Annotated in this window: 10 protein-coding genes and 1 tRNA gene; all 11 read right to left on the bottom strand. The window is 40.4% G+C overall.

The annotated features are described in order from the left end of the window. Positions 1-96 precede the first annotated feature (96 nt). The 11 genes from IIB50_02715 to IIB50_02665 all read right to left on the bottom strand — a co-directional run bounded on the left by IIB50_02715 (position 97) and on the right by IIB50_02665 (position 6,693). On the bottom strand, positions 97-447 hold the full coding sequence (locus IIB50_02715) for a hypothetical protein (GenBank protein ID MCH7530005.1): 351 nt from the start codon (positions 445-447) through the stop codon (positions 97-99). Then, entirely contained in the window at positions 447-1,649 is a 1,203-nt protein-coding gene (locus tag IIB50_02710; GenBank protein MCH7530004.1) for a cytochrome C biogenesis protein, read from the bottom strand. The genes IIB50_02715 and IIB50_02710 overlap by 1 nt, the downstream gene beginning before the upstream one ends. Positions 1,650-1,663: 14 nt before the next feature. Beyond that, the gene (locus tag IIB50_02705) at positions 1,664-1,927 is read right to left on the bottom strand and encodes a thioredoxin family protein (protein ID MCH7530003.1); all 264 of its coding nucleotides are present in this window, start codon (positions 1,925-1,927) and stop codon (positions 1,664-1,666) included. 577 nt (positions 1,928-2,504) lie between these two features. After that, positions 2,505-2,675, bottom strand: coding sequence for a hypothetical protein (locus IIB50_02700; protein MCH7530002.1), 171 nt, complete (start codon positions 2,673-2,675; stop codon positions 2,505-2,507). A gap of 107 nt (positions 2,676-2,782) precedes the next feature. Next, positions 2,783-3,142, bottom strand: a complete 360-nt coding sequence (locus IIB50_02695) for a hypothetical protein (protein ID MCH7530001.1) — start codon at positions 3,140-3,142, stop codon at positions 2,783-2,785. A 142-nt stretch (positions 3,143-3,284) separates the two neighbouring features. After that, positions 3,285-3,659, bottom strand: a complete 375-nt coding sequence (locus IIB50_02690) for a response regulator (protein MCH7530000.1) — start codon at positions 3,657-3,659, stop codon at positions 3,285-3,287. 284 nt (positions 3,660-3,943) lie between these two features. Next, positions 3,944-4,017 (bottom strand) — tRNA-Ala (locus IIB50_02685). Positions 4,018-4,043: 26 nt separating this feature from the next. Next, complete coding sequence (locus tag IIB50_02680; GenBank protein MCH7529999.1) at positions 4,044-5,012, bottom strand: D-alanine--D-alanine ligase; 969 nt, start codon at positions 5,010-5,012, stop codon at positions 4,044-4,046. A 32-nt stretch (positions 5,013-5,044) separates the two neighbouring features. After that, the gene (locus IIB50_02675) at positions 5,045-6,292 is read right to left on the bottom strand and encodes a GIY-YIG nuclease family protein (protein MCH7529998.1); all 1,248 of its coding nucleotides are present in this window, start codon (positions 6,290-6,292) and stop codon (positions 5,045-5,047) included. Positions 6,293-6,352: 60 nt separating this feature from the next. Beyond that, the gene (locus IIB50_02670; protein ID MCH7529997.1) at positions 6,353-6,523 is read right to left on the bottom strand and encodes a hypothetical protein; all 171 of its coding nucleotides are present in this window, start codon (positions 6,521-6,523) and stop codon (positions 6,353-6,355) included. After that, positions 6,520-6,693, bottom strand: coding sequence for a twin-arginine translocase subunit TatC (locus tag IIB50_02665; GenBank protein ID MCH7529996.1), 174 nt, complete (start codon positions 6,691-6,693; stop codon positions 6,520-6,522). The genes IIB50_02670 and IIB50_02665 overlap by 4 nt, the downstream gene beginning before the upstream one ends. Between the last annotated feature and the right edge of the window lie 125 nt (positions 6,694-6,818).

The following is a 6,818-nucleotide window of genomic DNA, read 5'->3' as shown; positions in this document are numbered from 1 at the left end:
CTGTGGAAGTGTCGTTGCCGTCGTCTCTCCAGATGTCTGTACTTGAGCTGGTGCTTCATCTGTTGGTGGTTGATTGTTTTGATTCTCTTCCATAAATTATTTTGAAGATGATTTAATCTTAATTTTAACCGGTTTATCCTGTAAGTATTTATAGACACCAAATGAAAGTAGTAAAATAAGCAAAAGCGATGTAAGAAACAGTCCCCACCATACCGGACTTTGCCACCATAGCTCTGTTGTAACTGTTGCATGTGTGTGATCGGTGTGCCCATCCTCAACAAAATGCTCTTCTTCATCCATTATCTGTTCCACTACCACTTCTTCATGCGGCTCAATTTCGGCACCTCCGTTGGCGAACACGAAAAAAGGTATGGAGAAAAGAACGAGCAATGCGACACTCACGCTTACAATAAAACCAAAAAATGTCTTCTTAGAAATTGTCATCATTAGTGTCCGTGTTCCGCTGGAGTACCAGGTGCATCAATGTGAGCATGTTCAGCTTGTGCACCAAACTGGAATGTCCACCCTGTTGAATAACCGACAAAAAGTACAACAGCGGCAAACATAGAGAGAATAATCATAAGATGTTTTCGTGCTGGCTTTCTTATATATGTGAACAACGCTATGGTCGTTGCAATTAATCCCAAGAAAAAGAGATTGCCGTACCTGAGGAATTCTTGTCCTTCAACCAGTTTATGTGTGTGCCGCAAAATAATTTCCCCAAACTGTGCACCCCCAACACTCACTACAAACTGCTCCCATGTGGTATGGATACCGGAGACAATAAACCAGTCGTGGCCAAACAGACCAAAAGTTAAAATAAAGGCGCCAATAAATATCAGCACCCATCCCATATAGCGCTCTATTACCTCCTGCTTGCCGGCAATTTTGCTGGTGGCATTAATACCAAGTATTCCCAAAATTGCAAGAAAGATAAGCGGCACCGCGCGCCCCACGCCGTGAATAAAACCCAAAAACCAGCCGTTGAAGAGATCTCCCACTGTCGCAATATAGCCAAGAAGGACATAAAAAGCGGGGTTGGGACAGCCAACTCCGGCATTGCCGAGAAAAAGCCCGAGAAGAAAAGTTTTGATGTAATCTCCTTGCTTCTGAATAAATGCGGGAAACTTTCCCGAATATGCTGGTAATCTGAATTTTAAAAGACGAATTTCAGAGAGACCAAAGATAAATGCGGCACCACCACCAACTATAAGAAGTACCTGTGTCGCTTTCGTAAGACCAATAATCTGTCCAAGAGCGGCAATAACCAGCCCATAAAAACTCAGTGTGAGAGCAAGTCCGAGCCCAAAGAAGACTGCCATGAGTAGCCCTTTTTTAGGATTCTTTCCTAATGTAAGTGGCACAATAACAAAAGCCATTGGTAGCGTACAGGGCAAAAAAATCATTGTAAGGCCAGCAATAAACGCGAGTGCAAGCCCTGCCCCCATTGACGGGTTGGTAGCAAACCAAAGAACACCAATCACAAAAATGACAAAGAGGACAAAGCCAATCATCGCAACGACTAATCGTGTCCTTTTGTCATTGCCACCCTGAGGAGCCCCTCCATGTTCTGATTCAGAAGATGGAGACTGTAAAGATTTTGTGGGTTGTGTTGATTGTTGGATTGGCTGATTGGATTGTTCGTCCATATTTAAAATAGTGGTTATTCTGAAAGTTCTTTTAATTTTTCCAATAACTGTTTCGTATTAACACCTCCTGTCGAAAATAATTCACCATTTATGACAATACCAGGAGATGTCATAATCATATGCTTTGATGCCAACTCCTGCCCCTCGGAAGTGGTGACATTAAGATTTTTATAATTTACATTCGGCCATTCTTTTTCAATAGAACTCCAAAACTTTTCAAAAGTTTTGCAGTGCTCACAACCGGGAGCCGAAAGCTCTGTTAATGTAACCGTTTTCATGTGCCTATAAGTATAGCAGGTTACACATATTGCTAAACTACATTATCCACGGAAAAGGTTTTCTCATTCCAAGCTTATTTTAAAATGGAAAACACCACCCGTGAAGGTGGTGCATTCCGTGGAGCATATCACCGGAGTGATACACTCCAGCATTCACTCCAAATGCAAAGCAATGAAATGAACACAATGTTAATAGTACTAACGGTTTAAGAGAAGTCAATAAAAATATACAATCCAACCTGTGGATAACTTAAAGAGATTAAAATATGGCGTAAAATAAGTATATTTTGCATTGATGTCATTTGGTGAAATACAATCGATCGCTCATTTTTAGCCTAATTTCTCTTTAATCTTTTTTACCACATCGCCGATTTTCCAATCGGTTTTGACAAGAGATTCATGACTTCCAAGTGCAAGTGCGCACGATACACTTTTCGTATGGTTCGTGCAAATCTAAATATATGATTCTTGTAGCACACGAATAAACACCGCTGTGGTTATCAGCTTATCTGTTTCTTTTTTCACCAACACTGTTGGGATAGATACTTTGTGAAAACTATAAAATCCCTCCCTAAGCTTATTTAGCCTTTGGAAGGATCCTGTACATTCCGGTATCGCATACTGTGCACTTGCCCTTGGCCGCCCTGCGACCATTCTTCATGGTGACCTCTTCGACATCTTTCATCTCGCGGCCTTCCTTGACTCGGCACTTAACACAATACCCTGTAATCTTTTCGTCTTTTTCCATACTAAAAACCCTATCATATTTGCTATATGCAAGCAAAACCATGCGTGGGATAAGTAAAAAGGTCGTATGTATAAAACATACGACCTTTTGGTGGGTCTGTTTGTGTATCAACAAGTTGCCACACAACGTTCTTGCTTGAACGATTGCATTTCGTCATCCTCAATACCAATATCTTCGAGAGAAAGTTCTCCCGATTCAAGCTCTTGATACATATAGCTAATGAAGTTGACAGCGACGTTGGTGTGAAAAGAATTTTCGCGAAGAATGTCCCGCCATCTAACGGCGGCTATTTTGCAACCGAGTACTCTCAACTTCCCGATTTCCTTATCATCTGTGTCGATATCTTCGAGAGTCAATTTTTTCAATTGTAATTCACGGAACAATAGGTTTAGGGCACTATCGTAAAGATGTGTACCGTCACGGAGTGTTTCAAGGCACTGTCGAGCTGTTGTTGTGTAATCATTCATATAAAGAGCCCTCTTTTAGGTAAATTGGTCAAGAATTTCTACTTTGATAATACCCTAAAATAGAAAAATGTCAATATGTTGTTCAACATAAAAACACCCTCTCCAAAAACGGTGAGGGTGTGGTTTTAGTCTATATTGGCTGTCATTCCAAAAGTTTTGTGACAATGTCGGAGAAGTTGGAGCATGGCTTATGAATCAAAGTTGCATTAAGTTCTTGGCACACGACCTCGAGAGTGATGTCGCCAACTTTATGGCTACTTTCATGACCGGTAAAAAGTGCGAAAGGTATTTGGGCTGTTCTTGTGTCTCCTCGCACTTTTATTAACAAATCAACTCCACTCATCCTTGGCATTTCAAAATCCGAGATAATAAGATCGAATATTTCTCCATCTTCAAGTAGCGCCCATGCATCAATTCCATCGTCGACCACTACACAATCTAAATTCATTCTATCGAGCCTTGCCGCCGTCAGTATACGCGAAACTCCACTGTCATCGGCATAAAGTATACGAGCCATTTTGCACCTCCAATTAGTTAATGTATCAAGTTTACTGTGTCAAATAGTACACTACAAATAGTGGATTGTCAATAGTGTGGTGTAATATGCAAGCAGGAATCGGTCACGAGTTACTAAGTCTTTTGTTTCGTTTCACTCACAAAAGCCTAAGTACTCTCGACCCCGACTCGGCGACAAGCACTCGCTCCGCTCGTCTTGTATACCGCCTCCGTCTTTCGATTCCTGTAGAGTTCTCACAACGACAAAAGAAAAAACTCGCATAAAGCGAGTAGTTTCTTTCGTTGTGGACCCGACAGGAATCGAACCTGCGACCTCCTGAGTGCAAAACAGGTGCTCTAGCCAACTGAGCTACGGGCCCAAACTTCAAAACAAAGATATTTTACCTTATTTCCTCGCCATAGCAAGACCGATAATGTGATCAAGAAATTCTGGAAAGCTACAACCCGCTGTTTCAAGCGCTTTGGGAACGGAAGCTATTTTTGTCAGCGCGGGTAATGTATTTGTTTCAAGAAAGTATATCCCTCGACGAGAAACAATGAAATCCGAACGTGAGTAGCCGTACAGTCCAAGTGTTGTGTGCACCAAACCTGCAATTCTCTCCAATTCTTTTTTTTCATCAAAGGTAAAATTTCCTGGACAATGCTCCTCATGGAGCCCATTATACTTTGCATTATAATCAAAAAAACCAGTTTCTTTCTGTGGAATAATTTCAACTGGTAGTAGTTTATACAACACTTCCCCCCTAAACTGTTCTACCACACCACACGTTGCCTCTTTTCCACCAATGTATTCTTCAACAAGTACTTGTTGCGCATATTCAAACGCAAATCGGACACCTTCTGCAATTTCGTCTGGAGTTTTTGCAAGTGTGACCCCAACTGATAATCCACCGATTACTGGTTTAATAACAGTTGGTTGTGGAAAATTTCTAAAAATATCAAACGCTCGCTCTTCAATGTTGTCGGGAGTTTCAATCACAAGGTGTTGCGGCATCTTGATATCAAGTTGGACTAGTGCCTGTTTGGTAAGTACTTTATTCATACCGGTAGCGGAAGGAAGTGCCTGTGAACCAGTATATGGCACAGAAAAAGTATCGAGAAGTGACTGAACCTTGCCGTCTTCTCCATAAGTACCATGGAGAGCATTAAACATCACATCAACAACACTAAAAACAGTCTCCGGTAATGTTTCCTTTCCGTGAAGATGCCATGTGCCGTCGAGTGTGATGAGTATATCGTACGGTGTATATTTTTCCCTATTCAGGTTGTGAAGCACATTGTCACCCGTCTGAAGTGAAATATTATACTGACTGCTCGGCCCACCGCGTAGAACTCCTACTCTTACTTTGTGCATACAATTAGTATAACAAATACTATTCACTTACATTAGTATTTCCGGCGGCGTTTTCTGTGAAAACCTATTGCAAATCGATGTGCTTCACTGTTCACAAGAAGAATCTCATTTTCATATTTCCGGCGGATAGTTTTTTCTCCCAAAATACTGCGTGGCCGGTGATGTTCATCCTTTACCACCGATACAACCGCAATATTCACCCCTACTTCTTTCAATATTTGAAGTGCAGCATTTTTTTGTGCAATACCTCCGTCAACAACCATAAGATTAGGCAGAGTCCATTCACTATGGGTTAGGCGCCGTGAAAGAATTTCCTTTAGTGCCGCAGTATCATTGATGCCATTTACATTTTTAATATTAAATTTGCGGTATTCTGATTTATTTACTTCTCCATCCTCCACCACCGTCATCACCCCCACCATGTTGGTGCCTCCCAAGTGCGCCACATCATACCCCTCAACCCTAAAACTACATAGGACCGACCTATGTACATAGGTCGGTCCTATGTAGTTGGACAGTAAATTTTTGATTAGGGCAATATCCTGTATATGATTAAGTGCAAAGAGTGTTTTTTTCACCACTTGAGCTTTTTCAAATTCTTTTTTGCGAGCATAATTTTTCATTTCCCGCTCAAGTTTTTTTATAAGTGTTTTTTTCTTCCCTTCAAAAAACAGTTTTATGTGTGTTATGGTGCGGGCATATTCAGATTTAGAAATGTCTCCAGAACACACGCCCGGACAAAGCCCAATCTGTTTGTTAAAACATGGTTTCCCAGAATGTGGTTTACACTTATCTCTAAATGGAAACATCCTCCGCACTATCTTCATTGCTTCTTTAAAAATCACTCCATGCGGAAATGGGCCAAATACGTATTTTGCACGCTTTGCAGTATCAGTCTGCGACATTTCCCTTCCACGCACCAAAATAACTTTCGGAAAATCCTCTTTGGTAATCACCACATAGTTAAAACTTTTATTGTCTTTGTCTCTGGTGTTATACGTCGGTTGATTCTTCTTGATAAGGTTGGCCTCTAGTATCAACGCTTCTAGTACCGAATCAGTCTTTTCATAAGTAATGTCGTTTGCTTCCAAAACCATCTTCGAAATAAGCGGACCACGAGTCTTTTCTATATCGCGACTGAAATAACTTTTTACCCTATCGCGAAGTGATGATGCTTTGCCAATATAAAGAATCTTCTTTTTCTGTTTTACCTTGCCAAGAAAAAAATACACCCCGGGTGCGCTGGGTAGTTTTTTCTTTGCAATATCTTTTTTAATCATTTTTTAAAACAAAAGAAGCCCGAAAGGACTTCTATATGCGCTCTTTAAGAAGCAGATGAATCAATCTTGTGGTGTTGTATCCCTATTGTTTTTAACTAGCTTCTCAAGTTCTTTAACAGGAATGTCGTATCTATCTGAGTAACGTTGTATCTCGTATTCAAGTTCTTCTCCTTCTCGTACAGAACAACTCCTAGTAAACTGTTCCGCTTCCACCTTAGTTAGTGAATTCATAGCTTATCCTCACTGTAATTGATGACACCTTCTAAAATAGAATTTTGCAAAAAAAAGATTATCTTATTCGAAAACACAAACGTAACAATAAAAAATACTAAGAAAAACAATGAAATCTTAATAATGCGGCTTCTAAGCTCATCAAGATGTGATAATAAAGGAAGTTTCATCAAAGAAGTTAACCTTTTGGTTTTTTTGGCTCTTTGCCTCCAATGGAGTTTTTAAATTCACTTATTGATTTACCAATAACCGCAGATGCATTAATTCAGATTACAAACACCACACCTATAACTGC

The organism is Patescibacteria group bacterium (genome assembly GCA_022560785.1).
Taxonomy (GTDB): Bacteria; Patescibacteriota; Minisyncoccia; order Phycocordibacterales; family JADFSL01; genus JADFSL01.
Note: the sequence above shows the minus strand (reverse complement) of the source record. Positions and strands in the feature narration are given on the sequence as shown.

Excerpts from the sequence above, each read along its gene's own strand:
- IIB50_02675 (MCH7529998.1), bottom strand. The coding sequence starts at position 6,292 with ATGATTAAAAAAGATATTGCAAAGAAAAAACTACCCAGCGCACCCGGG.
- IIB50_02695 (MCH7530001.1), bottom strand. The coding sequence starts at position 3,142 with ATGAATGATTACACAACAACAGCTCGACAGTGCCTTGAAACACTCCGT.
- IIB50_02700 (MCH7530002.1), bottom strand. The coding sequence starts at position 2,675 with ATGGAAAAAGACGAAAAGATTACAGGGTATTGTGTTAAGTGCCGAGTC.
- IIB50_02670 (MCH7529997.1), bottom strand. The coding sequence starts at position 6,523 with ATGAATTCACTAACTAAGGTGGAAGCGGAACAGTTTACTAGGAGTTGT.
- IIB50_02710 (MCH7530004.1), bottom strand. The coding sequence starts at position 1,649 with ATGGACGAACAATCCAATCAGCCAATCCAACAATCAACACAACCCACA.
- IIB50_02665 (MCH7529996.1), bottom strand. The coding sequence starts at position 6,693 with ATGAAACTTCCTTTATTATCACATCTTGATGAGCTTAGAAGCCGCATT.
- IIB50_02690 (MCH7530000.1), bottom strand. The coding sequence starts at position 3,659 with ATGGCTCGTATACTTTATGCCGATGACAGTGGAGTTTCGCGTATACTG.
- IIB50_02715 (MCH7530005.1), bottom strand. The coding sequence starts at position 447 with ATGATGACAATTTCTAAGAAGACATTTTTTGGTTTTATTGTAAGCGTG.
- IIB50_02705 (MCH7530003.1), bottom strand. The coding sequence starts at position 1,927 with ATGAAAACGGTTACATTAACAGAGCTTTCGGCTCCCGGTTGTGAGCAC.
- IIB50_02680 (MCH7529999.1), bottom strand. The coding sequence starts at position 5,012 with ATGCACAAAGTAAGAGTAGGAGTTCTACGCGGTGGGCCGAGCAGTCAG.